Here is a 26,079-nt window from a genome sequence, read left to right on the forward strand (position 1 = left end):
GTTCACTTCAAGGAGTTCGAGATGAGGATGCTTGCCCTTTCCATTGCTATCGCTTCGAGCCAGTTGCTGGCCCTGGGCGCCCAGGCGCAGACCACCGACGACAAGGCCGCCGCCAAGGCCGAGCGCAGGAAGGAGGGCGCCGAGGCGGCGAAGAACCCGCTGCCGGCAGAGGGCATCGATCCCATCCCTGCCGCGAGGCCCAAGTCTTCGTCCGGCGACAAGGCCGCTGCGAGGACCGAGCGCAAGGTTGAAGGCTCCGAGGCGTCGAAGAACCCGCTGCCTGCGGAAGGCATCGAGACCGTTCCCACCGCGAAGCCGAAGGTGTCAGCGAGCGACAAGGCTGCGGCCCGCAAGGCGCGCCGGGACGCGGCCGCCAAGGCCAACAAGGCCGGCGAACTCAAGCCGCAGAACTTCTAAACGCCATCGGCGTGAAGCGTCTCGAAGCCGGTGGACTCCGGCTCGGCGGCGCGCTGGTAGACCACGGGCTCCCGGCGGGTCTTGTTCAACAGCAGGCGCGTGACATCGGGCCGTGAATAGTGGCCGCTCGGGTCGCCGGCCGCCTTGGCCAGCGAGATCATGCCGAGGTCGATGTCGGCGATGACCAGGCCCTCCTGGTCTTCCGGCAGGTTGGCGCCCAGCGGCGAGCCGTCCGGGCCGTAGATGCGCGCGAAGCCGCCGCCCTTCAGGAGCATCTGCTGCTTGCCCGGATCGGTGCACAGCAGTTCGCTCATCGCGGGCGAGACCGTCGCGCAGGGCGCGATCACGAAGCATTGGCCTTCGGCGGCGTAGATCTGGCTGGCGGCGTTGTTGACCTCGGCGCCGAGTGCGTAGGCGCCGCCGCGGTACAGCGAGAAGCTCGGCCAGGCGGCGCAGTGGATCTGCTCGTTCTGCGCATACATCGCGTACTTGCTCAGCGGCTGCAGATGCTCCCAGCAGCACAGCGAACCGATGTTGCCGATCGGCGTCTCGCACACGCTCAGGTCGGAGCCGTCGCCTTCGCCGAACACCGTGCGCTCCACATGCGTGGGCTTGAGCTTGCGGCGCGTCTGCACCACGTCGCCCTGGTCGTCGATGAGCGCCTGTGCGATGTAGAGACTGCCGCCGGCCTTTTCGCTGAAGCCGGTCGAGACCCAGATCCTGTGCCGGCGTGCGGCGTCGCGCAGGCGGTCGAACTCGGGCGAGCCGAGCACCAGCGAGTTGTCGTTGTAGCGCTGCACGAACTGCATGCCCCAGGCCGGCGAATCGAGCCAGATCCACCACGGATAGCCGGGGATCCAGGTTTCCGGGAAGGCGATCAGCTTGACGCCCTGGGCCGCCGCCTGGCCCATGAGGTCGATGGTCTTGCCGATGGTGGCGTCCAGGTCCAGGAATACGGGGGCCGCCTGGACGGCGGCGACGCGAAGCTTGGGATGGGTCTTGCTGGGCATGGTGATCTCGATCTCCGGGTTGGTTGGAACGGGCGCCGCAAGCGGGGCGCTGCGGGTTGGCGCCGTGGCATGCGGGTTGCGTCAAGCGTAAATTGACGGGCTCGAATCGCCTTGTCCAAAACTGGCAGCGTTCTTGTCCCGGTGTGTCGTCGCAATCGCAACCTTGGAGCCTTCTCCATGAACCACCTGCTCAGCACCGACGTGGTGCCGCGTTCGCAGCGGCTGGCCTACTGGACCGACATGATCTGCAACGTCTACGTGCAACTGGGCTGCGATCCGGTGAAGCGGCCGGAGCGGGGCGCCTTCGACGGACGCATCGTGCAGCATGACCTGCCGGGGCTGAACGTGTCGGTCGTCTCATCGGGCGCGCAGCACGTCAAGCGCACGCCCTCGCACATCGCGCGCTCGACGGACGACTATTTCCTCGCCGCCTTCCAGGCGCGCGGCACGGGCATCGTGCGCCAGGACGGCCGCGATGCGCTGCTGCAGGTCGGTGACTTCGCCATCTACGACACCACGCGACCGTACGAACTGGTCTTCGATGCCGACTTCGAGCAGGTCGTGCTCAAGGTGCCGGGCCAGCAATTGCGCAGCGCGTTGCGCGACACCGAGAAGCTGACCGCGACGACCGTCTCGGGCCGCGAAGGTGCGGGCCACCTGATGATGAGCATGATCCGCACCTTGCGCGAGGACATCGATACGCTGCAGCCGGCATCGGCCTGCGCGGTCGCCCACGGCGTGCAGAGCATCCTTGTCGCCGGCCTGCAGACCTTGCCTGCCGCGCGCACGCGCGGACTGAGCCAACTCACCGCCTGGCAGCTGGCGCGCGTCAAGCGATCCATCGACGAGCAACTGTCGGACCCGACGCTTTCCATCGGCAGCCTGGCGGCCGGGCTGGGCATGTCGGCCGGGCACATCCATCGGCTCTTCCGCAACGAGCCGATGACGGCCGCGCAGTACCTCTGGGAGCGCCGCCTGGAGGCCTGCAGCCACGATCTGCTGGAACCACGACTGGCGGGGCGGCCCGTGGCGGAGATCGCCTACGGCAGGGGCTTCAACGATGCGGCGCATTTCAGCCGGGCGTTTCGCGAGCGCTTTGGCTGTTCGCCCAGGGAGTGGCGGCAGAAGGGGTGAGCCCTGCTGCTGCGGACGCTCCTGCTTGCCGATGTCGTCGACCTTCCAACATAATGAAAAAGCACACGCCAGAAGACCCGAATGTCGGTGGCTCCGCATTCGGCGCATACAAAAAGCAACGGGAGACAACAACATGAGCCCATCCGCACGCCGTGCCCAGCGCCTCTGCGACCCGGTGCCACGCCACCGCAGGCCAACCCCGGAGATCTCCGCGGCCCATCCCTGACCGGGGCTGGCAGGCATGATTGCCGCTCGCTGGTTTTCAGCGTCCTATGGCGAGGCGCGCGTGCGTTTCCTTCGCGCTGCGGCGCGTAACGACAGCGCGGTGCAAAGCCACCTGCTGGCCACCCATCGCGGACTGGAGGACGAGCAACTGGCCACGGATGTCGTGCGCCTCGGCCCACCGCATTCGACAAGCATGCTGGTCACCACCTCCGGCACGCACGGCGTCGAGGGCTTCTGCGGTTCGGCCGCGCAACTGGCGCTGCTGCATGACAAGCCTCTGCACGCACTGCTGCGCAAGCTCGACGTGACGATCCTCATCGTCCATGCGATCAATCCCTATGGCTTCTCGCGCCAACGAGCGGGCCATCGAGCGCTATATCGCCGATCGCGGCGAATCGGCCTTCCAGCAATTCGTGACGGCCGGGCAGTACACCCATGCCGACGGCATGTGCTTCGGCGGACGGCGCAAAGCCTGGAGCGCGCAGGTGCTGCAAAGCGTCTTCACGCAATTCGGCGCGGGCTGCCAGCGCATCGGCTGGATCGACTTTCACGCGGGCCTGGGGTCCTATGGGCACGGGGAGAAGATCTGCATCGGCAAGGCCGGCGCCGATGAACTGCAGCGCGCACGGGCCTGGTGGGGCGCCGATGTCACCTGTCCGGGCGAAGGCGCGGCGGCGGCGACACATGCCTGGGGGCGGGGGCCCGACACGCTGCGCTCTGCCTGCCCGCATGCCGAGACCGCCGCCATCGCGATCGAGTTCGGCACCGTGCCCTTGATCGACATGCTGCACATGCTGCGCGCCGACATGTGGCTGCGCCGCCATCCCGATGCGCCCGAATCCCGGCAGCAGGCTCTGCGCGACGAGATCCGCGCTGCCTTCTGCTGCGAGGAAGAGGGCTGGATGAGCCTCACCCTGGGCCAGTCGCGCGGGGCGATACTTCAGGCGGTCTACGGGTTGTCACGCGTGGGCGCGCGGGGGCATTAGGGCCATCGTGTGTGCCCCGTTCAAGGCCTTCGATGAGGAACACGACATGGGCGCACAGTGGAAAGCAAAGGGCAAGGAAATTGCCGCCAATGCCAAGGGCCGGCTGTTCAGCCGCCTGGCCAAGGACATCATGGTCGCGGCGCGTGCCGGGGCCGACCCGGCAGGAAACTCGCGCCTGCGGCTGGTGCTGGAGCAGGCGCGCAAGGTGTCGATGCCCAAGGACATCATCGACCGGGCCATCAAGAAAGGTTCGGGCACCGGGGCCGATTCGGTGCACTTCGAGCATGTGATGTACGAAGGCTTCGCGCCGCACCGCGTGCCGGTGATGGTCGAATGCCTGACCGACAACGTGAACCGCACCGCGCCGGAGATGCGGGTGCTGTTCCGCAAGGGCCAACTGGGGTCGTCCGGATCCGTGGCCTGGGACTTCGACCACGTCGGCATGATCGAGGCCGAGCCCGCGCAGCCCGGCGCGGACCCGGAGGTGGCCGCCATCGAGGCCGGCGCGCAGGACTTCGAGCCGGCCAGCGACGATGGCGTCACGCTGTTCATCACCGAACATGCGGACCTCGACATCGTGAGCCGCGCGCTGCCGGCGCAAGGCTTCACCGTGTTGACAGCCAAGCTGGGCTACAAGCCGAAGAACCCCATCGATCCGGCCAGCCTCAGCGCCGCGGACCTGGAGGAAGTGGAGAGCTTCCTGGCCGCGATCGATTCGAACGACGACGTGCAGAACGTCTTTGTCGGACTTGGCTCGTGAGGCATGGGTAGGGGCTAACCCCTAATCGGCGCGAATAATGATCGAGGACGATCGATGATCGATCGATGAGCGGTTCGGGGAGATTGTGAACGGTGACTGCTGGTTTCACAGTACCCCCCATGAACACAAAAGAGACAAATTGCGCAGCACTCATCGGCCCAGCCGGTGCGTTTGGCGGCGGCGCGGCAATCGCGGAGCGCGGCTTCGGCCGCAAGGACTGAGATCATGCGCAGATCCGTCGCCACCGTATCGCTCAGCGGAACGCTGCGCCAGAAGCTCGAAGCCATCGCTGCCGCCGGGTTCGACGGCATCGAGTTGTTCGAGAACGACTTCATCAATTTCAACGGCGCCGCCGCCGACCTCCGCAAGATCACCGAAGACCTGGGCCTGGGCATCGACCTCTACCAGCCCTTCCGTGACTTCGAAGGCATGCCAGCGGCGCAGCACCAGCGCAACCTCGACCGCGCCGAGCGCAAGTTCGACGTGATGCAGGCGATGGGCGCGGAACTGGTGCTGTGCTGCTCCAACACCTCGCCGCTGGTCATCAACGACCCGGCGCTGGCTGCAGAGCAACTGCACGAACTGGCCGAGCGCGCGAAGCAGCGCAACCTGCGCGTGGGCTTCGAGGCGCTGGCCTGGGGCAAGGCGACCTCGCTCTACGGCCAGGCCTGGGACATCGTGAAGCGCGCCGATCATCCGAACCTCGGCCTGATCCTCGACAGCTTCCACACCTATTCGCTGAAGGACGATCCGGCCGGCATCGTCGACATTCCCGGCGACAAGATCTTCTTCCTGCAGATGGCCGATGCGCCGCTGCTGGCCATGGACGTGCTGCAGTGGGCGCGGCATCACCGGTCCTTCCCGGGGCAGGGCGAGTTCGACATGGTGAGCTTCCTGGAGAAGACGCTGCTCGCCGGCTACACCGGGCCGCTGTCGCTGGAAATCTTCAACGACGTGTTCCGCGAGACGCCGAACAAGCGCACCGCGGTCGATGCGATGCGTTCGCTGCTGTACCTCGAAAGCCAGACGCGCGACCGCCTCGTGAAGGCATCGACGACCGACGGCAAGGCGCAACGTGCGCTGAACCAGGTCGAGCTGTTCAACCCGCCGGCCGCGCCGAAGCTGTCGGGCTACGCGTTCCTCGAATTCGCCGCCGACGAAAGCTCGGCCGTGACGCTGGGCACGATGCTGGAGCAGTTGGGCTTCCGGCGCGTTGGGCGCCACCGTTCCAAGGCGGTGGTGCTCTATCTGCAAGGCGACATCTACATGATCGTCAACGCGCAACCGGGATCGTTTGCGCGCGGTCGCTTCGACCTGCACGGCACCTCGGTATGCGCGCTCGGCCTTCGTTGCGCCGATCCTGCGGCGGCCGTCGAGCGCGCCAGCGCGATGCTTTCGCAGCGCCATGACAGCCCGGTCGGGCCGAACGAGCTGCATGTGCCCGCGATGATCGCGCCCGGCGGCAACCTGGTCCACTTCGTCTCGTCGTCGCTCGGCGACACCGGCCTGTACGAAGCCGACTTCATCCTCGACGACAGCTCGGCCGTGCCCGGCGCCGGCCTGCAGCGCATCGACCACGTCGCGCTGGGCCTGCAACTCGACCAGCTCGACACCTGGGTGCTGTTCTCGCGCGCGGTGCTGGGCCTCGAAACCGGCGAGAGCCTGGAGCTGGCCGACCCCTTCGGCCTGATCCGCAGCCGCGGCGTGGCCAATGCCGACCGCAGCGTGCGCCTGGTGCTCAACGTGTCGACGAGCCAGCGCACCCGCACCGCACAGACGCTGAGCCGCACCGGCGGCGGCGCGGTGCATCACATCGCGCTGGACTGCACCGACATCTTCGAGACCGTGGCCAGCCTGCGCGGCAAGGGCCTGCGCTTCGTGCCGATCTCCGACAACTACTACGACGACCTGCCCACTCGCATGGACATCGACCCTACGCTGCTCGCGAACATGCGCGCGGCCGGCGTGCTGTACGACCGCTCGGCCGCCGGCGCCTACCTCCACATCTATACCGAAAGCTTCGAGAACGGCCTGTTCTTCGAGGTGGTGCAGCGAATCGATGCCTACGACGCCTATGGCGCCAGCAACGCGCCCGCACGCATGGCATCACAGGCGCAGCAGCAGTAACCCCATTTCAACAGGAGACTACCCATGACAACTCTGGATCACGAGCCGCAAGGCAGGCACCAGTCGAAGAAAGCCACGGCCAGCGGCTGGATCGGCTCGGCGCTGGAGTACTACGACTTCTTCATCTACGCCACCGCGGCGGCATTGATCTTCCCGCAGATCTTCTTCCCGAAGGGCGACCCGCAGATCGCCATCATCGCGTCGCTCGCGACGTATGGCGTGGGCTATGTCGCACGCCCTATCGGCGCCTTCGTGCTCGGCCACTGGGGCGACACGCATGGCCGCAAGAACGTGCTGATCATGTGCATGTTCCTGATGGGCTTCTCGACCATCGCGGTCGGGCTGCTGCCGACCTATGACCAGGTCGGCCTGTGGGCGCCCGCGCTGCTCGTCGCGCTGCGCCTGATCCAGGGCTTCGCGGTCGCCGGTGAGATCTCGGGCGCGAGCTCGATGATCCTGGAGCACGCGCCCTTCGGCCGCCGCGGCTTCTTCGCCAGTTTCACGCTGCAGGGCGTGCAGGCCGGCCAGATCCTCGCCGCCGCCGTGTTCCTTCCGCTCGCGCACTACATGGACAAGGATGCCTTCAACAGCTGGGGCTGGCGCATTCCGTTCCTGCTGAGCTTCGTCGTGATCGTCGCGGGCTACATCATCCGCAAGGAAGTCGACGAGACGCCCGCGTTCGTCGATGTCGATGCCGGCGGCGAGGTGCAGAAGGCGCCCGTGATCCAGGCCGTCAAGGAAAGCTGGCGCGACATGCTGCGCGTGATGTGCTGCTCGCTGATGAACGTGATTCCCGTCGTCACCACCATCTTCGGTGCGGCCTACGCGGTGCAGCCGGGCTACGGCATCAACTTCGAGAAAGACCTCTACCTGTGGATTCCCGTCATGGGCAACATCGTCGCGGTGCTGGTGATTCCCTTCGTGGGCAACCTCTCCGACAAGATCGGCCGCCGCATTCCCATCATCGCCGGTGCGATCGGTGCGGGCCTGCTGTCCTTCGGCTACCTGTATGCGATCAGCATCCACAGCGTGCCGATGGCCATCGTCTTCTCGCTGCTGATGTGGGGCGTGGTCTACCAGGGCTACAACGCGATCTTCCCGAGCTTCTACCCCGAGATGTTCCCGACCCGCACCCGTGTCTCCGGCATGGCCATCTCGCAGAATCTCGGCACGCTCGTCACTGCGCTGTTGCCGGCCCTGTTCGTCGCCGTGGCGCCTCCCGGTGCGACCAACATCCCGGTCATGATCGGCACCATCACCCTGGCCATCTGCGTCGTCGCGGCCATCGCGGCCTGGACTGCCCGTGAAACCTATCGGGTGCAGATGAAGGACCTCGGCGACCCGAATGCGGTGCCGGTGCCCAAGGCCGAATATGACCGCCTGCGTGAGCAGACGCTGGCTGAAGGCAAGTTGCAGCCTGCTTCGGCCTGATCAAGGCTATCCATAGATAGCGCGGGCAAATGGGATCGAGACCGGCCCGAATCAAATAGACGCGATCTGGGCCGGTGCACAACACCGGCCCTTTTTCGTGGAAAAGAATCGGCTTGTACACGGGGTCGGCCGCAAGCCATGAGCGACCGTAAGATGACTGCCCAGGGAGCGTTGGTCTTCACATGTTGGACGAAGCGCGCCATCACACGGCGCCGCGTCGACCGGCTCGAAGGAGGCATCGTGGTCAATCGTCGTAATGTGCTCGTCGGCATGTCACTGGGATGGCCCGCGTCTTCATGGGTTCACGCGCAACGCGCGCCCCGGACCCTGGGCACCCTCAGCCCTTACACCTCCGCGCAAAGCAAGCCCTATGGCGACGTGTTGTTTGAGGCGATGCAAGACCTCGGCTACACCAGGGGCCGTGACTATGTGCTTGTCGATCGCTATGCCGATGGAAAGGTCGAGCGTCTGCCGGGCCTCGCCGAGGAACTGGTCGCGCTCAAGGTCGACCTGATCGAGACCTCCACGACCAACGGTGCCCTGGCGGCTCAGCGGGCGACCAGCGTCATTCCCATCGTCTTCGAGAGCGTTTCCGATCCGGTGCGCTCAGGCTTCGCGGACAGCCTTTCGCATCCCGGCCACAACATGACCGGGCTCTCCAATTCCACCGCCGACCTGACTGGCAAGCGGATCCAGTTGTTCAAGCAGATGGTGCCGGGGTTGAAGCGCCTCGGAGTCCTGTCGAACCCGGCCAACCCGAACTACCCGAGCGTGCACTCGACGATGCAACCCGTCGCAGAGCAACTGGACCTGCGCCTTCTCTTTGCCACCGCGAGTACGCCGGATGAGCTTCCCGGCGCCTTCCTCGCGCTGGCGCAACAGCAGGCCGATGCCGTTTCGGTTTCGCCGGATGCCTTCCTCTGGAGCGCGGGAAAACAGATCGCCGCGCTCGCCCTGGCGCACCGCATGCCGTCGATGTTCGGCCTGCCCGAGAACGTGCGGGACGGCGGCTTGATGAGCTACGGCATCGATTCCTTCAACACCTTTCGGCAGTTGGCAAAGTACGTCGACAAGGTGTTCAAGGGCGCGCGGCCGGCCGACATGCCGATCGAGCAACCCTCGAAATTCGACCTGATCATCAACCGCAAGACCGCCGGTGCGCTGGGACTGAAGATCCCGCAGGAACTGGTGTTGCAGGCGGAAAAGCTGATCGATTCGTAGGCGCGTCGAGCATCGGCCGCGAGTTCTTCGAGAAGCACCGTACATCGCGGCCCGACCTGCGACCCGGCAGCTGGCCGGCGAGGCTTCGAGCAGCCTTCATTTCGCCATTCCATCCTTCCCCAGCCATCCGGCGTATGCCGATCGCTCGTTGACGCAGATGAATACGAAAGTCATAGTTTCGTTTCATATGCGCCCATCAACCCATCGCTGTCACCTGCGGCACATCGCACTTGCACTCGCCTTGCTGGCGCTCGGCGCACCGGCCACCGCCGCGGACGAACGGTCCCGCCTCTCGACCATGAGCGACACCGAACTCGAAGCCGGCATGAAGAGCGGCGTGCAGCGGGTGCTGCAACAGGTGCCAATCCGAATGGGAGACCAGGCCACGTTGATCGGTGCCGAATACGAGTCGCGCTCGCGGGTCGCCACCTATCACTACATCCGTCCCGGTGGGGTGGATTCCTCCGCGCTGCGAAGCCGCATCACCGCCAAGAACTGCAACACGCCCAATGTGCGCGCGCTGCTGGCGCGCGGCGTCACGTTCAGGCACCTCTACATGGTGGGTGATCAGCAGGTCGATTTCTCGGTCACCCAGCGCGACTGCCTGAAGGTGAGTTGAGCTCCGGCTGGTGCATTGCTTTTGGGCTATCGTGCCCGGCATGTCCATGCCCGATGCCATGCCCGAAGCAATTCCCCTCCGTGCGCAGCCCTTGCCCCGCCTGACCACCGCACTTGCACCGCTCACGCGCGAGGTGGCCGTCATCGACGAGCACGGCGAGCGCGGCACCGTCTCCATCCCCGCCGAGCGCGACCTCACCGTGTACGTGGATCGTCGTGAACTCGTCACGCTGATGACCCTCGGCGCGCAGCCGGAACTGCTGGTGCTGGGTTACCTGCTCAACCAGCGGCTGATCGAGTCGGCGTCCGATGTCGAATCGATCACGGTCGACTGGGAGGTGAACGCGGCGGCCGTCCGGACGCACGCCGGCATCGATCGCATCGAGGAGCGCACCGCGAAGAAGGTCGTGACCACCGGCTGCGGGCAAGGCAGTGTGTTCGGTGACCTCATGGCCGGCATCGACGCCCTGAAGCTGCCCGACACGCGCTTCACGCAGGCGCAGCTCTATGCGCTGGTCAACGCGATCCGGCTCCAGGAGAGCACGTACAAGTCGGCCGGCTCGGTGCATGGCTGCGCGCTGTTCACGCTGGAGCCTGATGAGGGCGTGGCGATGCAATGCTTCGTCGAGGACGTGGGCCGGCACAACGCCATCGACACCATCGCCGGCTGGATCGCCATGCAGCCGGCCGCCGCGCTCGCGCGTGGCCGCGTGTTCTACACGACCGGGCGGCTCACCAGCGAGATGGTCATCAAGTCGGCGCAGATGGGCGTACCTATCGTGGTCTCGCGCAGCGGCATCACGCAGATGGGGCACGAGGTGGCGCAGCGCGTTGGGCTCTGCGCGATCGGGCGGGCGACGAACCGGCGCTTTCTTTGCTACGCGGGGGAAGGGCGGCTGGTGCTGCAACCGGAACTGGCCGGGCCGTCGCACGCGCCGCCACACGCGCCATCTCGCGAATAAAGGCCTTCGAAAGCCCGGGTTTCGTCGGGGCGCCGTAGGTCGGCTATGGTGTCGCGCATGAATGCATCCCTTCGCCTCGGTTGGCGCACGCTGTGGCGCGACCTGCGCGCCGGCGAGTTGCGCCTGCTCATCGTTGCCGTGCTGCTGGCGGTCGCGGCGCTCACGGCGGTCGGCTTCTTCGCGGACCGCTTGAAGGGCGGATTGCAGCGCGACGCCCGCCAGTTGCTGGGCGGCGATGCCGTGCTGGCCAGCGACAACCCGACGCCCCAGGCCTTCATCGCGCGCGCGCATGCGCTGGGCCTGCAGTCCACCGGCAGCTATGGCTTTCCGACCATGGCGCGCGCCGACGACGCACAGGGCGGCGCCACCAAGCTCGTCGCGCTCAAGGCCGTGACCACCGGCTATCCGCTGCGCGGCAGCGTGCAGACGGCGACCACGCCCGACGCACCCGGCGCGCCCACGCGCGACGTGCCGGCGCCGGGCGAGGCATGGGTCGATGCGTCTCTGCTCGAATCGCTGGCGCTGAAGATCGGCGACCGCGTGTTGCTCGGCGATACGGACTTGCGCATCGCCCGCATCATCACGCTCGAACCCGACCGCGGCGCGGGCTTCATGAGCTTTGCGCCGCGCGTGATGCTCAACCAGGCCGACGTCGCGCGCACCGGCCTCGTGCAGCCGGCCAGCCGCGTGAGCTATCGTTTCGCAGTGGCCGGCGAGGCGCGCGCCGTCAAGCAGTTCAGCGACGAGGTCGACGCCGGCATCAAGAAGGGCGAGCTGCGCGGCATTCGCCTGGAGTCTTTCGAAAGCGGGCGCCCCGAGATGCGCCAGACGCTCGACCGGGCGGAGAAATTCCTGAACCTCGTCGCCTTGCTCGCGGCGCTGCTCAGCGCCGTCGCGGTCGCGCTGGCCGCGCGTGGATTCGCCGCCAGCCACCTCGACGACTGCGCCATGCTGCGCGTGCTGGGCCAGAGCCAGCGCACCATCGCCGGCGCCTATGCCTTCGAGTTCGCCGTCGTCGGGCTCGTGGCCAGTTCGTTGGGCGTGGCGGCGGGCTTCGGCATCCACTATGCGTTCGTCGTGCTGCTGGCCGGGCTGGTCGAGACGGCCTTGCCTGCGGCGACGTTGTGGCCGGTCGGATTCGGGCTCGGCATGGGGTTGACGCTGCTGTTCGCCTTCGGCTTGCCGCCGGTGCTGCAACTGGCGAGGGTGCCTCCGCTGCGCGTGATCCGGCGCGACGTGGGCGGCCTCAAGCCGGCGTCGGTCACGGTGCTCGGCATTGGCGTGCTCGGCTTCGCGGCATTGCTCATCGCGGCCAGCAGCGACATCAAGCTCGGGCTGATCGCCGTCGGCGGCTTTGCCGGGGCGGTGGCGGTGTTCGCATTGTTGAGCTGGCTTGCGGTCAAGGTCCTGCGGCGCAGCGTCAACGAGAGCACCGCGCCGCGCTGGCTGGTGCTGGCCACGCGCCAGATCTCGGCGCGACCGGTGTATGCGGTGGTGCAGGTCAGTGCGCTGGCGGTGGGCCTGCTCGCGCTGGTCCTGCTGGTGCTGCTGCGCACCGACCTTGTCGCGAGCTGGCGCCGCGCCACGCCGCCGGATGCGCCCAACCGGTTCGTGATCAACGTGATGCCCGAACAGAGCAACGACTTCCAGAAATCCCTGCGCGATGCCGGCGTCCGGAAGTTCGACTGGTATCCGATGATTCGCGGCCGCCTGGTGGCCATCAACGACAAGCCCGTGTCGCCCGACGACTACACCGAAGACCGCGCCAAGCGCCTGGTCGACCGCGAGTTCAACCTCAGCAACAGCGCCGAGGCGCCGCCGCACAACAGCATCACGGCGGGCAGGTGGACGCCGGATGCGCCCGGCGAAGTGAGCGTGGAGGAAGGCCTTTCCGAGACGCTCGGCCTGAAGCTCGGCGACAAGCTGCGCTTCGACATCGGCGGCATCCCGAGCGAGGCGCGCATCACCTCGCTGCGCAAGGTCGACTGGGGCTCGCTGCATGCCAACTTCTTCGTGATGTACACGGTGGCTACGCTCGCCGATGTGCCGGTCACCTACATGGGTGCGTTCCGCGCGCCAGAGACCAAGGGCTTCGACAACGCGCTGGTGCGGGCCTACCCGAACGTCACCAACGTCGACATGAGCGCGACCATCGTGCAGGTGCAGCGCGTTCTCGACCAGGTGGTTCGCGCGGTCGAGTTCCTGTTCGGCTTCACGCTCGCGGCGGGGCTGGTGGTGCTGTTCGCTGCGGTTACCGCCACGCGCGAGGAGCGTGCGCGCGAGTTCGCGGTGATGCGTGCCGTCGGCGCGCGTGCGAGCTTGTTGCGGCAGGTACAGCGTGCCGAACTGGCGGGCGTGGGATTGCTGGCCGGCTTCCTGGCCAGCATCGTCGCGTCGGTGATCGGCTGGGCGCTGGCCCGCTACGTGTTCGAGTTCACCTGGACCGCGTCGCCGTGGGTGCCCATCTTCGGCTCGCTGGCGGGGGCGGTGCTGGCGCTGGCGGCGGGCTGGTGGGGCTTGCGGGAGGTGCTGCGGCGGCCGGTGGTAGACACCTTGAGGCGCGCGGCGGAGTAGTCAGGGACACATCTTGAAGACGGCGATTGTTGGCTAGCCATGTGCGGCGAGCAGAGCCTCAAGCTCGCTGGGGAACTGACCCAGGTTTCCGTGTGGCTTGTAGTCGATCCAGCAGTCCCAATTCCGGTGCGCGTCCTCGAACCCGATGGCCTTCATGATCGTCAGGCAGACGAGCATCTGTAAGTGATAGAGGTACTCCTCACTCGGGAGCGTCGCGTGAACATTGTCCACCCGAACCGTCCCCGCCAACTCGCCGTTGTGAAAGATGGCGTTTCGGATTCCCCAGTAGGTGGTCATCGACCGTGCATGGTTCTTCTGGTCGTGGGCGCAGACGTCGAACCCGTGCGCCTTGAGCATGGCAACGATAGGCTTGACGGCATTGGAGCCAACGTGGTTCTGCACCTTTCGCGCGTACGCCTCAAGACCCGAGTACAGCAGGAAGTACGTCACCTCCATGAACGGCTGGCGCTGGCGGAAGGTCTCCGATGCCTTGATGAAGAGCAGCCGGAATTTGGTTGCCTCGCAGAACGCGTCGTCGGCGAGCCGGTCCATCGCGCGCTGGATGAAGTCGTGTCGGGCCCTCTGATGGGGCGCGAACCAGTCGGGGTTGATCACCGCGCCACCGCCGTTGTGGCGGCGACCATGACGCTGGACCTGGTCGAAATGCGATCGCGGATCGGTGAGCGCTGCTTCGTCGGCGGTCGGCTCGCTCAGGCGCACGTCGAGATGCTCGATGAACGAGAGCACTGCTTCCAGCCGATAGATGACTTGGTCGGCCGCGAGGTTCAGCCCGTGCACGGTGCCAGTCAAGTGGTGGGCGTCCGGGTCGCGGGCAACCTGCGTCGCGACGGGAGGGTGCGAGTACAACGGCGTGAAGGTCAGGCCGGCGGCCGTAAACGGCTGGGTGAACTCGAATCCGAAGATCCCGCAAGTTGTCGTCAAGGTAGCTCCCAAGTGCGTGAGGCGAAGGCAGCATACCAACCGAGATGCCGCCTCGCCGGCGGCTTGCGGTTCGATTCAAAGAACTTCGTCGCGCAACTGCGGGAACACTTTCGACACCTTGTCGAGCAGGTAGTCGCCGTAGCGCCCGTTGAAGGCATGCACGTTGGCGCGGTCCCAGCGCTCGGTGCTGTCGTCGCGCGCGTCCGCACCGGCGAGTCCCTCGATGCGCTGCACGCGCGCCTCGAAGTTCGGGTCGAAGAACAGCGGAAACGACAGGCGGTCATGGCCCGAGGTGTTGCGCTTCACGCGGTGCGGCGTCGACTTGTAGAGCCCGCCGGTCATGCGGTCGAGCATGTCGCCGATGTTGCAGACGAAGGAACCCTTGATCGGCGGCGCATCGATCCAGCCGGCGGGCGTGTGCACGGCGAGGCCACCGATATGGTCCTGGTGCAGGATCGTCAGCAGGCCGTAGTCCGTGTGTTCGCCCACGCCCCATTGCACGTCCATCCCTTGTGGCACGGCCTGCGTCGGGTAGTTGAAGATGCGGAACAGGATCAGCGGGTCAGAGGTGTAGCGTTCGGCGAAGTACGAGGCCGGCAAGTCCAGGCTCAGCGCGATGCCTTCCATCAACGTGTGGCCCAGCTGCGTGACTGCAGCCAGGTAGTCGAGGATGGTCTCGCGGAAGTCCGGCACGTCGGGGAAGAGGTTGGGTCCGTGCACTGGCGTCTTCGCCTGCACCAGCGGGTGCGTGACGGCCAGCTCGGTGCCCAGGTAGAGGCCTTCCTTCCAGTCAGGCCGTCCGGATGTCAGCTCGCCGCCGAGCGGGAAGAAGCCGCGCCAGGCGCGCCCGCCCAGCGCCATGCGCCATTGCATCTTGGTGTCCTCGGGCAGTTCGAAGAACCGGTGGCTGAGGTCTTCGAGCCGCTGCACCAGTGCCGCATCGACGCCGTGACCCGTCACGTAGAAGAAGCCGTGCGCGCGGCAGGCCTGGCGGATCTGTGCGGCGACGGCTTGGCGGGCGTCGCCGGGCTCTAAAAGGGCCGAGATTTCGATGATGGGTAATTCGTAGGTCACGATGTGCATTCCGTTCGATGTCGCAGGCGTGTGGCGATGGGGGAGTTGCGATCCCACGGAAGACGCCACCCAATGCGATCTGACTCTTGCGTCCCGGCGATTCGGCGCCTGCTGCAGGCAGCGATGTCAGTTGCCTTTGCCCTTAAACACTCGCTCGTGCAGCCAGCCTTCGCTTGTCGAGACAAGTACGGCCTTGTCGGCGGGATCGTCTTTCATGTCTTTCGCCAGTTGGGGAAATACCGCCTGCATCCTTGGCAGCTTTGCCCAAGCGGGCGGGCTTTCAACTTTGTACCGATAGTTGGCCTGCGAAAGCTTTTGTCCGTAAGCTTCTGCGGGATCGGTGAAATTGATGACTTCGACCACTTGGTACTTGCCTGCGCAGAAACCATCCCGCTTGTCGAAGTCGCTGCCGGCGCTCTTGACGACTTGCTTCGCCCCTTCGTCGGTAAGGCTGTATTCAACGCCGGGAACCATCTTGTTGGGGCCGAAATAGCCCGTGGAGGGAACCTCGGTTTCGCGTTTACTAAGCAAGCCCGCTTCGACAAGTGCGTCAGCTTGATCAATTCGACTGACGCGGAAGCCGCCGCTCTCGACCTTGAACGGCATCTGTTTGTCCGGCAAGCCGACGCAGGCGCCCGGCTTGGAGTCGAAATAGGCTTGAATGGCCGTTTTGAAGTTTTCCTTACTGGCTGCTTTCTTGTCGCCGCATGCGGTAACGAACAGAACCGAGATTGCCGCTATTGCGGCGACGCTTGTCTTCATTCGAGAACTCCCTGGTTATTTGTGGCCTGGATTTTAGTGAATCGAGGACTGAGGGATTCGACCGGAACAAAGTGAGGTCGTCGTCACACGAAATGCGCACTCCGCTTAAGACACCGCTTCGGTGCGAGCGGATGAGAAAGCACTCACAAGAATACAGGGCTGGTCATGCATCGCGCGCAAAGGGCGAGCGGATGTCGGAGAGGAATTGTTGCGCACGCGGGTGCTGCGGGCGGTTGAAGAAGTCGTCGGGCGTGGCGCGTTCGAGCACGCGGCCTTCGTCCATGAAGAGCACGCGGTCGGCCACCTCGCGCGCAAAGCCCATCTCGTGCGTCACGCAGACCATGGTCATGCCGTCGCGCGTGAGGTCGCGCATCACCAGCAGCACCTCGCCGACCATCTCGGGGTCGAGCGCGCTGGTGGGCTCGTCGAACAGCATCAGCGGCGGCTGCATCGCGAGCGCGCGCGCAATGGCCACACGCTGCTGCTGGCCGCCCGACAGTTCGCTCGGCCAGGCGTTGGCCTTGTTCGCGAGGCCTACGCGCTGCAGCAAGGCCATCGCGCGCTCCTCGGCCTCTTTGCGGCCGAGGCCGCGCAACTGCATCGGCGCCATGGTGCAGTTCTGCAGCACCGTGAGGTGCGGGAACAGGTTGAACTGCTGGAACACGAAGCCGATGCGCGAGCGGAACGCATTCACGTCGAGCCCGCGTGCGTGGATGTCCTGGCCGTCCAGCACGATGCGGCCCGACTGGATCGGCTCCAGCCGATTGAGGGTGCGGATCAGCGTCGACTTGCCCGAGCCCGAAGGCCCGCACACGACGACCACCTCGCCCTTGCGGATGGTCTCCGTCACGTCGACGAGGGCGTGGTAGCTGCCATACCACTTGTTGACTTTTTCAAGCTCGATCATGCGGGCACCTTGCGGATGACAGTAGGGACGCCGCGGCGTGCGAGCCGGCGTTCCAGCCAGTAGGCGAAGCGCGACAGGCCGAAGCAGAGGATGAAGTAGGTGCCGCCCAGGATCAGGTAGATCTGCGCCGGCTTGGTGAACACCTGCGTGTTGATCTGCGTCGCGATGAACGACACCTCGGCCAGGCCGATGATGTAGCCCAGCGAGGTCTCCTTGATCGTCGAGACGAACTGGTTCACCAGCGAGGGCAGCATGCTGCGCAGCGCCTGCGGCAGCACGACGAGGCGCATCGCGCGGCCGTAGCCCAGGCCCAGCGCGCGGGCCGTTTCCATCTGTCCACGCGGCAGGCCCTGGATGCCGGCGCGCACGATCTCCGCAAGATAGGCCGCATCGAACACTACCAGCGCGATCAGCATCGTGGTGAACTGGTCGGTCTTGATGCCGGTCACGCTGGGCAGGAAGAAGTAGGCCCAGAAGATCACCATCAACAACGGCAGGCCGCGCACCACGAACACGAGGCCGGTTACCGGCCAACGCACCCAGCGCCACGGGCTCACGCGCGCCAGCCCGAGCACGATGCCCAGCGGCAACGCCAGCACTAGGCCGCAGGAGGCCAGCAGCAGCGTGAGCACCAGCCCGCCGAGCGGCCCGTTGGGGTACTGCCCGATGAGGAAGTACACCCAATAGTCGCGAATGACGTCCAGCATCAGCGAGGGCCTCCAGTTGCGGCGTTCATATGGTCCTCACCGGAAAGCGATGGTGGTACCAGGTCGCGAGCCCCGTGATGGCCAGCGACACCGTGAGGTAGGCCGCGCTCGCGAACGCGAAGGATTCGGCGCTGCGAAAGCTCGCGCTTTCGACCTGGCCCGCCTGGTACATCAGTTCGGCCACGCCGATAACGGTGGCGATGGAGGTGTTCTTCCACAGGCTCAGCGTCTGCGAGATCAGCGGCGGCACGGTCACGCGCAGCGCCTGCGGCAGCACCACGCGGCGCATGGTGGCCAGGTAGCTGAAGCCCATCGCGCGCCCGGCCTCGAACTGCACCGCGGGGATCGCGCGGATGCCGCTGCGCATGTCCTCCGCCATGAAGGCCGCCGTGTACAGCGCCAGCGCGATCACCGCGCTGTAGGCCTCGATGTGGCCGGCGTAGAGCGTTTGCTTGATGCCTTCAGGCAGCAGCTCGGGCGCGCCGAAGTACCAGAACAGCATGTGCGCGAGCAGCGGTATGTTGCGGATCGACTCGACGTAGGCAAAGCCGAGCCAGCGCAGCGGCGCCAGCGGCGACAGCCGCAGCAGCGCCACGACCAGCGCAATCGGCAGCGCCAGCGCCAGCGCGACCACCAGCAGCTGCAGCGACAGCCACAGTCCCGCGACCAGCATGTCGTGGTACTTGCCTGTCAGCAGAAGGGAGTAGTCGAACAGGGGCATCGGGATATCGGCGGCGTGTCGAAGGGCGCGTGCGCGGACATGATGGTACGCAGGCGCGCGGCCTCGCCCGAAAGGCAAGGGGCGGGTCGCGTTGCGGCCCGCCCCCGCGGCGCTCAAAGCGGGATCGACCTGAGCGCGGTGTTACAGGCCTACTCGATCTTGTCGGTATCGAACTTGAAGTCGCGCGACTGGAAACCCGAGGCGGTATCCGGGCCATACCACTTGACGAAGATCTTCTGGGCCTCGCCCGACTTCTCGAGTTCGCGCAGCGTGTCGTCCACCACTGCCTTGAGCCCGGCCTCGCCCTTCTTGATGCCGATGGCAAGCGACTCGGTGCTCAGGTTCTGCTTGAGCACCACGTACTGCGCCTTTTGCGGGCCGAGCTTGGCATAGCTGCGCAAGAGCGCCGCTTCGTCGTCGACATAGCCCACGCCCTTGCCCTGCTGCAGCGCCTGGAAGGCCTGCTGGCTCGTATCGAAGGTCACCACCTCGACGTTGGGCACGGCCTTGCGGATGTTCGGCTCCTGCGTGCCGCCGCGAATCGTCAGCACCTTCTTGCCCGCAAGCTGCGGCACGTCGGTGATCCCGCTGTCCTTCTTCACGATGGCCTTCTGGCCGGTGACGAAGGTGGTGAGCGAGAAGTCGATCTGAGCCTCGCGCTCCTTGTTGTGCGTGAGGCCGGCGGCCACCAGGTCCACATGGCCCTGCTGCAGTTCAGGAATGCGCGCCGCCACGGCGATCTGCTTGAGCACCGGCTTCACGCCGATCTTCTTCGCGATGGCATCGACCAGGTCGACTTCGTAGCCGACGATCTGGCGCGTCTTGGGGTCGACGAAGGTCGCGGGCTCGTCGGTGCCGAGCACGCCGACGACGAGTTCGCCCTTTTTCTTGATGTCGGCCAGTTGGTCGGCATGGGCGACGTTGCCGAGCAGGAAGGTGGAAGCGGCGATCGCCGCTGCGATGAAGCTGTGACGCATGGTGTTGTTCTCTCTCCGCTGGGAAATGAAAGCCGGGGGCGAAACCATAGCAACAAAACCGCCGATTGCTAAATCGCCTGTCTGCATATCCATATGCGACTGGATACCCGGCATCGGCGATTGCAACGCCAGGAGTTCCCGACCGCCCTCCGGGCCGCGCGCGTCGGGGGATACTCCCGCCCATGCAGATTGAAGACAAACCCCCGTTCGCAACGCCGTTCGAATGGATCGGCGGGGAAGGCAAGGTCCATGCGCTGGTCGAGCGCTTTTATGACCTGATGGACCTCGAACCCGCCTACGCGCAGCTGCGCGCCGTGCACGGCACCACGCTCGACAACGCGCGCCAGCGGCTGTTCTGGTTCCTGTGCGGCTGGCTCGGTGGCCCGCAGCACTACACCGACCGCTTCGGCCATCCGATGCTGCGCGCGCGCCACCTGCCGCAGAGCATCGGCGGCCACAGCATCGGCATCAAGGAACGCGACCAATGGCTGGCCTGCATGGACCAGGCGATGGGCGAGACCGGCGTGCCCGAAGCGCTGCGCGAGCGCCTGCGCAATTCGTTCTTCCAGACCGCCGACTGGATGCGCAACCGCTGACAACACCTTGAAGACCCATCTCATGAGCCAAGACACCCACAACAACATCGTCATCATCGGCGGCGGACATGCCGCCGCACAACTGTGCGCCGGCCTCGTGGAAGCGGGGCAGGGCGCGCGGGTGCACCTCGTCTGCGAAGAGCCGTGCGAGCCGTACCATCGGCCGCCGTTGTCCAAGACCTTCCTCAAGAGCGCCGAAGAAGCGATGCAGCCGCACAAGGCCACCGACTGGTACCGCGATGCAGGCATCACGCTGCATCTTGGCGATGCGGCGACGTCGATCGATCGCGCGGCGCAGACCGTCTCGCTGCGTTCCGGTGCAGTGCTGCCGTATGAACGCATGGTGCTGGCCACCGGCACCCGGGCGCGCCAGCTTGCGGGCCTGTCGACCAGCCTGATCGACAACGTCGTTTCGCTGCGCGCCGCCGACGAGGCGCTGCGCCTGCGCACCCGGCTGCTCGAGGCGCAGGACGTGACGGTGCTCGGCGGCGGCTTCATCGGACTGGAGGTCGCTTCCACCGCAAAGGCCCTCGGCAAGACGGTGCGCGTGATCGAGGTGGCGCCGCGTCTGCTCGGCCGCGCCGTGTCGCCCGAGTTGTCGGCGCATGTGCTCGCCACCCACCGTGCAGCCGGCATCGACATCGTGCTCGGCGCGACAGTGGGCGCCTTCGAGATCGACGGCCATCGCCTCGTCTCGGTCGAGGTCGATGGCCGGAAGCAGCCGGTCGACCTGATGCTGCTTGGCATCGGCGCCGTCCCCGAAACCACGCTGGCGCAAGCCGCCGGCATCGAATGCGCGGACGGCATCGTGGTCGACGCGCACATGCAGACCAGCGACGCGAAGGTGCTCGCCGTCGGCGACTGCACCCGCTTTCCCGATCGCCGCGCCGGCCGCGCGTTGCGCCTGGAGTCCGTGCAGAACGCCAACGACCAGGCTCGCACCGCCGTCGCCACGCTCACCGGCGCGCCGAAACCGCACGACGCCTTGCCCTGGTTCTGGTCCGACCAGCTCGGCCTGCGCCTGCAGATGGCTGGGCTGATGCCGGCCGAGGGCACGCCGGGCATGACCACGGCGCGCCGGCCCGGACCGGGCGCGAATCCGAATGCGTTCTCGCTTTTCCACTACGTCGACGGGCGGTTGGTGTGCGTCGAAACGGTCAACGCGCCGGTCGATCACATGATGAGTCGCAAGCTGCTGGAAGCCGGAAAGAATCCGGACGCAGCGGTGGTGGCGGATGCGGCGGTGCCTCTTAAGTCCTTGCTGTAAAGGCGCGGCCCCGCCTCTTCTGGCAGAGCACCGCGGCACGCGCGCGGGGGGGCGTCTTGCAGGGGCGCGAGGCGCGCCGCGCAACGCTGCGGAGCCTGGAGGTAAGGCTTACTTCCCCACAGGCGCCAGCAACACCACCAGCGCCCCCGCCCCACCTTCCGCGGGCTTCGCCTGCACGAACGCCAGCACCTCGTTCTTCTGGATCAGCCAGCGCTGCGTCTTGGTCTTCAGCACCGGCTGCTTGCCCGGCGAGCCCAGCCCCTTGCCATGCACCACTCGCACGCAGCGCACGCCCGCCTTGTGGGCCGTGCGAATGAAGGCGCCGAGCGCCTCGCGCGCCTCGTCGCTGCGCAGGCCGTGCAGGTCCACCTGGCGCTGGATCGACCATTCGCCCGCGCGCAGCTTGCGCGTCACGTCGGTGCCGATGCCCGGCCGCCGAAAGCTCATCGCGTCGTCGACGTCGAGCAGGGTCGTCACGTCGAAGTCGTCGCTGATCGATTCGCGCAGCACGCGCTGCTCGTCGAGCTGGTGCTGCACGGGAATTGGCGCCGGCGGCTCGGGTGCGAGCGGTACCGCGGCCTTGCGCCGCAGGGGCTGCGTGGCGCCGATGGCGCGCGAGAACAAGTCGTTTTCGGCGAGCCGTTTCTTTTCGGCGGCGGCACGCAACGCCGCTTCGGCGGCTTCGCGTTCACGCTGCTCGGCCAGCGAACGCTGGATCGTCTTCAGGTCGGAGAGCGCCTTGAGACTGCTGGAGGATTTGGAGGCCATTGCCTCCATCCTACGAGACGGGCGCGGGGCGCGCTCGATAGCGCAGGCCCTTCCCTACACCAGGCCCCGCTCGGCCATCGACAGCGACACGCCCTTGCCGACGATCACATGGTCCAGCACCCGCACGTCGACGAGAGCCAGCGCGGCTTTCAGGGTCTGCGTCAGCAATTCGTCCGCGCGCGACGGCTCCGCGCAGCCGCTCGGATGGTTGTGCGCCAGCACGACGGCGGCGGCATGCTGGTGCAGCGCGCGCATGACGACTTCGCGGGGATAGACGCTGGTCTGCGTCAGCGTGCCGCGGAACAACTCCTCCATCGCGATCAGCCGATGCTGCGCATCGAGGAAGAGCACCGCGAAGACCTCGTGCGTGCGCGACCCCAAATGCAGCTGGAGGTAGTGCTTGACCGCATCCGGCGAGTCGAACACCGCGCGCTTCTTGAGTTGCTCGGCCAAGCCGCGGCGCGCCAGTTCCAGCACCGCACTGAGCTCGGCCCGTTTCGCGCTGCCGCCGAGTCCCTTGATGCTCTTCAGGTCGTCCAGGCTGGCATTGAGCAGCCCGGCGATGCCGTCGAAGCGATCCAGCAATTCCTGCGACAACTGCAGCACGTTCTTGCCGGCGATGCCGGTGCGCAGCAGCAAGGCGAGCAGTTCGGCGTCGCCCAGCGCGCCTGCGCCACGCGCGATCAGTTTTTCCCGCGGGCGCATTTCGGCCGGCAGATCCTTGAATGTCATGTTCTCCAGGGGTCTTTGACCCCACTCCCTAAAATACCGGGTCCAGTTTACAGAGACGCCCACCTTGTCCGCCCCCACCATCCATGCCGTCGTCACGCCCGGCTCGTTCCTCACTCTGCACTACCGGCTGGCCGGGCCGGCGGGCGACATCATCAACACCTTCGCCGACAAGGCCGCCACGCTGTCGCTGGGCACCGGCGAGTTGTCGCCCGCGATGGAGCAGCGCCTGATCGGGCTGGAAGAGGGCACGCACGCCACCTTCGAACTCGCTGCCGGCGAGGCCTTCGGCGAGCGCAACGCCGAGATGCAGCAGTGGGTCGCCAAGTCCCTGCTGGCGCAAATGGGCGACCCCGACGAGCGCTACGCCATCGGCGACGTGGTCCAGTTCCCCACCCCCGACGGCATGGGCAGCTATGCCGGCGCCGTGATCGACTCGAACGACACGGCCGTGCAGTTCGACTTCAACCATCCGCTCGCAGGCCAGCCCGTGACCTTCGAAGTGCAATTGATCGGCGTGCTGTGAGCAATCAGACCGGCACCAGAACCCTGGATGAAGTCCTGCTGGCGGAGCCGCGCGGCTTCTGCGCGGGCGTGGACCGCGCCATCGAGATCGTCGAGCGCGCACTCGCCAAGTTCGGCGCGCCGATCTACGTGCGCCACGAAATCGTGCACAACACCTTCGTGGTGAACACGCTCAAGGACAAGGGCGCGATCTTCATCGAGGACCTGGCCGAAGTGCCGCCGGGCGCCACGCTCGTCTTCAGCGCGCACGGCGTGAGCAAGGCGGTGCAGCAGGAGGCGCGCGAGCGCGGCTTCGACGTCTTCGATGCAACCTGTCCGCTCGTCACCAAGGTCCACGTCGAGGTGGCCAAGCTCGCGAAGGAAGGCTACGAATTCATCATGATCGGCCACAAGGGGCATCCCGAGGTCGAGGGCACGATGGGCCAGCTGTCGAGCGGCATCCACCTGGTCGAAGACGTTGCCGACGTGGCCCGCGTGCAGCCGGGCCAGACCGAAAAGCTCGCCGTGGTCACGCAGACCACGCTGAGCGTGGACGACGCCGCCGAGATCGCCGCCGCCGTGCGCGAGCGCTTTCCGGCGGTGCGCGAGCCCAAGCAGCAGGACATCTGCTACGCCACGCAGAACCGGCAGGACGCGGTCAAGATCATGAGCCCCCAGGTCGACCTGGTGATCGTCGTCGGCAGCCCGACCAGTTCCAACAGCAACCGCCTGCGCGAGCTGGCGCAGCGCCTGGGCACCGAGAGCTACATGGTCGACGACGCGACCGAACTCAGGGCCGAATGGTTCGAAGGCAAGTCCCGCATCGGCCTGACCGCTGGCGCCTCGGCGCCCGAGGTGCTGGTGACCGAGGTGATCGAACGGATCCGGGCCTTCGGCGCCGTGTCGGTGCGCAAGATGGGCGGCATCGAGGAGACCACCAAGTTCCCGCTGCCCAAGGGCCTTCGGCTCGACCCACCGCTGCCGGGACACCTCGGTTGAGCGCGCTTGCCGACATCCGCTGGCGCGACGAAGTCGACGCCGCCGCGCAGCGCCTGCGCGATGCGCGCGCCGCGCGATTCCTGCGGGAGACGCCGCTGTGGAAGCTGCAAGCGCCTGTGCTCGGCCTGGAGGCCGCGGAAGGCGTCGAGTTCTGGCTCAAGCTGGAGCACCAGCAGGTCAGCGGCAGCTTCAAGGCGCGCGGCATGATGAACAGGTTGCTGGCCCATGACATTCCGGCCAGCGGCGTGGTGGTCGCCTCGGGCGGCAACGCCGGCATCGCGACGGCGGCCGCGGCCCGCGCGCTCGGCGTGCGATGCGAAGTCTTCCTCCCGGGCAACTCGCCCGAGGCCAAGCGCGCCAGACTGCGCGCCCTGGGCGCCGATGTGGTCGTCGTGGGCGAGGAATATGCCGACGCGCTCGCCGCCTGCCTCGCGCGCCAGCGCGAGACCGGCGCGCTGCTGACGCATGCCTACGACCAGCCCGAGGTCGTCGCCGGCGCCGGCACGCTGGGCCGCGAGATCGAGCAGCAGGGCGGCCTGCCCGACTCCGTGCTCGTCAGCGTGGGCGGCGGCGGACTCATTGGCGGCCTGGCCGCGTGGTTCGAACAACGCAGCCGCGTCATCGCGCTGGAGCCCGAACGCGCGCCGACGTTGTTCCGTGCACGCGAAGCCGGCAAGCCGGTCGATGTGGAAGTGGGCGGCGTCGCGGCCGATTCGCTCGGCGCACGGCGCATCGGAGCCATCGCCTGGCAGATCACGCAGCGCCAGGTGCGCACTGCCTTGCTGCTGCCCGATGAGCCGATTCGCGCCGCGCAACTGTGGCTCTGGAAAGAATTGAAACTGGCCGTCGAGCCGGCCGCCGCGCTGCCGCTGGCTGCGCTGCAGACTTGCGCCTACGTGCCGCGCGCCGGCGAGAAGGTGTGCCTGGTCATTTGTGGCGCCAACGTCGATCCGGCCAGCCTGGCTTGAGCGACTGCGGGCTTGCCGGCCTCATGGGGTGTCGGGAATCCGAAGCTCCTTCGCGGGTGCCCGCGGAGCCGGCTCTGCCGGGACGCTGGTCGCACCCCCTTGACGGATGGGGAGGCGTCGAAGGCGCTTCGGTGTCGGGCTTCTTTCAGCCCTTCGGCGCCGGACGCTCGACGTTGACCATCCACGGCACGCCGAACTTGTCGACCAGCATGCCGAAGCTGGCCGCCCAGAAGGTCGGCTCGTAGGGCATCGTGACCTTGCCGCCTTCGGCCAGCGCGTCGAACATCTTGCGTCCGGCCTCCACGTCGTCGGACTGCACCGACAGCGTGAAGCCCTTGTAGCCCTCGAAGGGCATACCCGGCGGCATGTCCGAGCCCATGATCTTGCGGCCCTGCGCCTCGAAGGTCGCATGCATGATCTTGCCCTTGTAGTCGGCCGGCGTCTGCTCGCCCATCGGGCTCTCGCCGAAGGTCATGCTGTACAGCGTCTTGCCGCCCAGGCACTTGCCGTAGAAATCGAAGGCCTCGGCGCAGTTGCCGTCGAAAGAGAGATAGGCGTCCATGCGGTGTCCCCTGTGAGTTGGTAGCAGGTCGATGGTAAGGCCGTGCGCTTCAGTCGCGTGTACGCCTGAGCCGTCGTATGAAATGGAATGCGGACAGCCGAGCGCCGTTCCCGTATTCGCACCCCCATTGC

25 protein-coding genes and 1 pseudogene are annotated in these 26,079 nt (G+C 66.6%); 15 read left to right on the forward strand and 11 right to left on the reverse strand.

Translation table 11 applies throughout. From position 1 onward, the window contains the following. The first annotated feature begins 21 nt into the window (after positions 1-21). Positions 22-417: a hypothetical protein gene (locus HB681_RS13240; RefSeq protein WP_213955292.1), complete on the forward strand. Its 396-nt coding sequence runs from the start codon at positions 22-24 to the stop codon at positions 415-417. Here HB681_RS13240 and HB681_RS13245 read toward each other — a convergent pair. Further along, positions 414-1,427: a carbon-nitrogen hydrolase family protein gene (locus HB681_RS13245; RefSeq protein WP_213955293.1), complete on the reverse strand. Its 1,014-nt coding sequence runs from the start codon at positions 1,425-1,427 to the stop codon at positions 414-416. The genes HB681_RS13240 and HB681_RS13245 overlap by 4 nt on opposite strands. A 177-nt stretch (positions 1,428-1,604) precedes the next feature. Between HB681_RS13245 and HB681_RS13250 the strand changes: the two genes are divergently transcribed. The 9 genes and pseudogenes from HB681_RS13250 (at position 1,605) to HB681_RS13290 (ending at position 13,465) form a co-directional block, all read left to right on the forward strand. Further along, the gene (locus HB681_RS13250) at positions 1,605-2,561 is read left to right on the forward strand and encodes a helix-turn-helix domain-containing protein (RefSeq protein ID WP_213955294.1); all 957 of its coding nucleotides are present in this window, start codon (positions 1,605-1,607) and stop codon (positions 2,559-2,561) included. A gap of 241 nt (positions 2,562-2,802) precedes the next feature. After that, positions 2,803-3,772 (forward strand): annotated as a pseudogene (locus HB681_RS13255) (DUF2817 domain-containing protein). 46 nt (positions 3,773-3,818) lie between these two features. After that, the gene (locus tag HB681_RS13260; protein WP_213955295.1) at positions 3,819-4,532 is read left to right on the forward strand and encodes a YebC/PmpR family DNA-binding transcriptional regulator; all 714 of its coding nucleotides are present in this window, start codon (positions 3,819-3,821) and stop codon (positions 4,530-4,532) included. A gap of 225 nt (positions 4,533-4,757) precedes the next feature. Continuing rightward, positions 4,758-6,659: a sugar phosphate isomerase/epimerase and 4-hydroxyphenylpyruvate domain-containing protein gene (locus HB681_RS13265; protein ID WP_213955296.1), complete on the forward strand. Its 1,902-nt coding sequence runs from the start codon at positions 4,758-4,760 to the stop codon at positions 6,657-6,659. A 24-nt stretch (positions 6,660-6,683) separates the two neighbouring features. After that, positions 6,684-8,090 carry an MFS transporter gene (locus tag HB681_RS13270; protein WP_213955297.1) on the forward strand — a complete coding sequence of 469 codons (1,407 nt, stop codon included), beginning with the start codon at positions 6,684-6,686 and terminating at the stop codon, positions 8,088-8,090. Between the two features lie 153 nt (positions 8,091-8,243). Next, a complete protein-coding gene (locus HB681_RS13275; RefSeq protein ID WP_213955298.1) occupies positions 8,244-9,311 on the forward strand; it encodes an ABC transporter substrate-binding protein in 1,068 nt (355 codons plus the stop codon). A gap of 241 nt (positions 9,312-9,552) precedes the next feature. Further along, entirely contained in the window at positions 9,553-9,930 is a 378-nt protein-coding gene (locus tag HB681_RS13280) for a hypothetical protein (protein WP_213955299.1), read from the forward strand. A gap of 58 nt (positions 9,931-9,988) precedes the next feature. Further along, positions 9,989-10,891: a formate dehydrogenase accessory sulfurtransferase FdhD gene (locus tag HB681_RS13285; RefSeq protein WP_213955471.1), complete on the forward strand. Its 903-nt coding sequence runs from the start codon at positions 9,989-9,991 to the stop codon at positions 10,889-10,891. Positions 10,892-10,948: 57 nt separating this feature from the next. Continuing rightward, positions 10,949-13,465: an FtsX-like permease family protein gene (locus tag HB681_RS13290; RefSeq protein ID WP_213955300.1), complete on the forward strand. Its 2,517-nt coding sequence runs from the start codon at positions 10,949-10,951 to the stop codon at positions 13,463-13,465. A 33-nt stretch (positions 13,466-13,498) separates the two neighbouring features. Here the strand turns inward: HB681_RS13290 and HB681_RS13295 are convergent, their stop codons facing one another. The 7 genes from HB681_RS13295 to HB681_RS13325 form a co-directional block, all read right to left on the reverse strand. Then, a complete protein-coding gene (locus HB681_RS13295; protein WP_213955301.1) occupies positions 13,499-14,407 on the reverse strand; it encodes a hypothetical protein in 909 nt (302 codons plus the stop codon). A 75-nt stretch (positions 14,408-14,482) separates the two neighbouring features. Continuing rightward, complete coding sequence (locus HB681_RS13300) at positions 14,483-15,481, reverse strand: 2-oxoglutarate and iron-dependent oxygenase domain-containing protein (protein WP_345944672.1); 999 nt, start codon at positions 15,479-15,481, stop codon at positions 14,483-14,485. A 126-nt stretch (positions 15,482-15,607) separates the two neighbouring features. Further along, the gene (locus HB681_RS13305) at positions 15,608-16,243 is read right to left on the reverse strand and encodes a hypothetical protein (protein WP_213955303.1); all 636 of its coding nucleotides are present in this window, start codon (positions 16,241-16,243) and stop codon (positions 15,608-15,610) included. A 163-nt stretch (positions 16,244-16,406) separates the two neighbouring features. Then, entirely contained in the window at positions 16,407-17,150 is a 744-nt protein-coding gene (locus HB681_RS13310; protein WP_213955304.1) for an amino acid ABC transporter ATP-binding protein, read from the reverse strand. Next, on the reverse strand, positions 17,147-17,857 hold the full coding sequence (locus tag HB681_RS13315) for an amino acid ABC transporter permease (protein WP_213955305.1): 711 nt from the start codon (positions 17,855-17,857) through the stop codon (positions 17,147-17,149). The genes HB681_RS13310 and HB681_RS13315 overlap by 4 nt, the downstream gene beginning before the upstream one ends. A 25-nt stretch (positions 17,858-17,882) precedes the next feature. Beyond that, positions 17,883-18,578, reverse strand: coding sequence for an amino acid ABC transporter permease (locus HB681_RS13320; protein WP_213955306.1), 696 nt, complete (start codon positions 18,576-18,578; stop codon positions 17,883-17,885). 149 nt (positions 18,579-18,727) lie between these two features. Then, positions 18,728-19,555, reverse strand: coding sequence for an ABC transporter substrate-binding protein (locus HB681_RS13325; protein ID WP_213955307.1), 828 nt, complete (start codon positions 19,553-19,555; stop codon positions 18,728-18,730). Between the two features lie 182 nt (positions 19,556-19,737). On the opposite strand from HB681_RS13325, the gene HB681_RS13330 reads away from it, so the two are divergent. Together HB681_RS13330 and HB681_RS13335 are read left to right on the forward strand one after the other, a co-directional pair. After that, positions 19,738-20,151: a group II truncated hemoglobin gene (locus HB681_RS13330; protein ID WP_213955308.1), complete on the forward strand. Its 414-nt coding sequence runs from the start codon at positions 19,738-19,740 to the stop codon at positions 20,149-20,151. A 22-nt stretch (positions 20,152-20,173) separates the two neighbouring features. Then, on the forward strand, positions 20,174-21,418 hold the full coding sequence (locus HB681_RS13335; RefSeq protein ID WP_213955309.1) for an FAD-dependent oxidoreductase: 1,245 nt from the start codon (positions 20,174-20,176) through the stop codon (positions 21,416-21,418). A gap of 108 nt (positions 21,419-21,526) precedes the next feature. Here HB681_RS13335 and HB681_RS13340 read toward each other — a convergent pair whose 3' ends face one another. Both HB681_RS13340 and radC read right to left on the reverse strand, forming a co-directional pair. Continuing rightward, positions 21,527-22,186 (reverse strand): Smr/MutS family protein, encoded by a 660-nt coding sequence (locus tag HB681_RS13340; RefSeq protein WP_213955310.1) that lies wholly within the window; start codon positions 22,184-22,186, stop codon positions 21,527-21,529. Between the two features lie 54 nt (positions 22,187-22,240). Further along, positions 22,241-22,918 carry a DNA repair protein RadC gene (gene radC, locus HB681_RS13345; protein ID WP_213955311.1) on the reverse strand — a complete coding sequence of 226 codons (678 nt, stop codon included), beginning with the start codon at positions 22,916-22,918 and terminating at the stop codon, positions 22,241-22,243. Between the two features lie 79 nt (positions 22,919-22,997). Between radC and HB681_RS13350 the strand changes: the two genes are divergently transcribed. The 3 genes from HB681_RS13350 to HB681_RS13360 are packed head-to-tail and all read left to right on the forward strand — an operon-like array spanning position 22,998 to position 25,386. After that, entirely contained in the window at positions 22,998-23,441 is a 444-nt protein-coding gene (locus tag HB681_RS13350; protein WP_213955472.1) for an FKBP-type peptidyl-prolyl cis-trans isomerase, read from the forward strand. Further along, positions 23,438-24,418, forward strand: a complete 981-nt coding sequence (gene ispH / locus HB681_RS13355) for a 4-hydroxy-3-methylbut-2-enyl diphosphate reductase (RefSeq protein WP_213955312.1) — start codon at positions 23,438-23,440, stop codon at positions 24,416-24,418. Before HB681_RS13350 ends, ispH begins: the two co-directional genes overlap by 4 nt. Before the next feature lie 53 nt (positions 24,419-24,471). Further along, positions 24,472-25,386, forward strand: a complete 915-nt coding sequence (locus HB681_RS13360) for a threonine/serine dehydratase (protein WP_256353943.1) — start codon at positions 24,472-24,474, stop codon at positions 25,384-25,386. 145 nt (positions 25,387-25,531) lie between these two features. On the opposite strand, the gene HB681_RS13365 is transcribed toward HB681_RS13360, so the two are convergent. Continuing rightward, on the reverse strand, positions 25,532-25,948 hold the full coding sequence (locus HB681_RS13365) for a VOC family protein (RefSeq protein ID WP_213955313.1): 417 nt from the start codon (positions 25,946-25,948) through the stop codon (positions 25,532-25,534). Positions 25,949-26,079 lie beyond the last annotated feature (131 nt).

Source organism: Variovorax sp. dw_954 (assembly GCF_018449755.1).
Lineage (GTDB): Bacteria > Pseudomonadota > Gammaproteobacteria > Burkholderiales > Burkholderiaceae_C > Variovorax.

Excerpts from the sequence above, each read along its gene's own strand:
- HB681_RS13325 (WP_213955307.1), bottom strand. The coding sequence starts at position 19,555 with ATGCGTCACAGCTTCATCGCAGCGGCGATCGCCGCTTCCACCTTCCTG.
- HB681_RS13265 (WP_213955296.1), top strand. The coding sequence starts at position 4,758 with ATGCGCAGATCCGTCGCCACCGTATCGCTCAGCGGAACGCTGCGCCAG.
- HB681_RS13290 (WP_213955300.1), top strand. The coding sequence starts at position 10,949 with ATGAATGCATCCCTTCGCCTCGGTTGGCGCACGCTGTGGCGCGACCTG.
- HB681_RS13260 (WP_213955295.1), top strand. The coding sequence starts at position 3,819 with ATGGGCGCACAGTGGAAAGCAAAGGGCAAGGAAATTGCCGCCAATGCC.
- HB681_RS13240 (WP_213955292.1), top strand. The coding sequence starts at position 22 with ATGAGGATGCTTGCCCTTTCCATTGCTATCGCTTCGAGCCAGTTGCTG.
- HB681_RS13340 (WP_213955310.1), bottom strand. The coding sequence starts at position 22,186 with ATGGCCTCCAAATCCTCCAGCAGTCTCAAGGCGCTCTCCGACCTGAAG.
- HB681_RS13335 (WP_213955309.1), top strand. The coding sequence starts at position 20,174 with ATGAGCCAAGACACCCACAACAACATCGTCATCATCGGCGGCGGACAT.
- radC (WP_213955311.1), bottom strand. The coding sequence starts at position 22,918 with ATGACATTCAAGGATCTGCCGGCCGAAATGCGCCCGCGGGAAAAACTG.
- HB681_RS13270 (WP_213955297.1), top strand. The coding sequence starts at position 6,684 with ATGACAACTCTGGATCACGAGCCGCAAGGCAGGCACCAGTCGAAGAAA.
- HB681_RS13365 (WP_213955313.1), bottom strand. The coding sequence starts at position 25,948 with ATGGACGCCTATCTCTCTTTCGACGGCAACTGCGCCGAGGCCTTCGAT.
- HB681_RS13315 (WP_213955305.1), bottom strand. The coding sequence starts at position 17,857 with ATGCTGGACGTCATTCGCGACTATTGGGTGTACTTCCTCATCGGGCAG.
- HB681_RS13310 (WP_213955304.1), bottom strand. The coding sequence starts at position 17,150 with ATGATCGAGCTTGAAAAAGTCAACAAGTGGTATGGCAGCTACCACGCC.
- HB681_RS13330 (WP_213955308.1), top strand. The coding sequence starts at position 19,738 with ATGCAGATTGAAGACAAACCCCCGTTCGCAACGCCGTTCGAATGGATC.
- HB681_RS13320 (WP_213955306.1), bottom strand. The coding sequence starts at position 18,578 with ATGCCCCTGTTCGACTACTCCCTTCTGCTGACAGGCAAGTACCACGAC.
- HB681_RS13250 (WP_213955294.1), top strand. The coding sequence starts at position 1,605 with ATGAACCACCTGCTCAGCACCGACGTGGTGCCGCGTTCGCAGCGGCTG.
- HB681_RS13305 (WP_213955303.1), bottom strand. The coding sequence starts at position 16,243 with ATGAAGACAAGCGTCGCCGCAATAGCGGCAATCTCGGTTCTGTTCGTT.
- HB681_RS13275 (WP_213955298.1), top strand. The coding sequence starts at position 8,244 with ATGACTGCCCAGGGAGCGTTGGTCTTCACATGTTGGACGAAGCGCGCC.
- HB681_RS13245 (WP_213955293.1), bottom strand. The coding sequence starts at position 1,427 with ATGCCCAGCAAGACCCATCCCAAGCTTCGCGTCGCCGCCGTCCAGGCG.
- HB681_RS13285 (WP_213955471.1), top strand. The coding sequence starts at position 9,989 with ATGCCCGAAGCAATTCCCCTCCGTGCGCAGCCCTTGCCCCGCCTGACC.